We start from the raw sequence: 476 nt of genomic DNA on the forward strand, positions 1-476 counted from the left end.
TGAGGGATTATACTAAAAGAGATAAAGAAAATTATGGTAATATGGATATAGCAAATACTGCATTACCAAAGTTTAAGGATATTATTGCACATATTAGAAATATTTTTAAAGATATTGATTATTCCAACTTTTACACTTGTTCAAGTACAGAGAGATTAGACCTTATAACTAAATTAGCCGATTATGTGTTTTCATTTGAAGAGAAGGAAAGAAACGATTTTTTAGATAATGCAGCGGCATTAAAAAAAGCAGAAGCATTATGCAGAAGTATTATTTCAAGAGAAGAATCTGCAGAAACGGCATTGTATGAAGCGGTTAAAGTAATAATAACTAAAATGCAAAGTCATCAGAAATTATCATTAAGAGAGATAAATCATAGAATAAATAAAATACTTGAAGGAAGCATACAAAGCGAAGGCATTATGAATATTTTTGATGGCAAGGAGGATTCTAAAGAGCTTTATTTATTTGATAAA

1 protein-coding gene is annotated in these 476 nt (G+C 28.4%); it reads left to right on the plus strand.

Features of this window, described 5'->3' with window-relative positions; translation table 11 throughout:
• Window positions 1-476 (plus strand): type I restriction enzyme endonuclease domain-containing protein (locus tag EZH24_RS13400; RefSeq protein WP_137999486.1); only part of this gene is annotated, 476 nt, incomplete at both ends.

The organism is Brachyspira catarrhinii (genome assembly GCF_005518285.1).
In the GTDB taxonomy this organism is placed as follows: Bacteria; Spirochaetota; Brachyspiria; order Brachyspirales; family Brachyspiraceae; genus Brachyspira; species Brachyspira catarrhinii.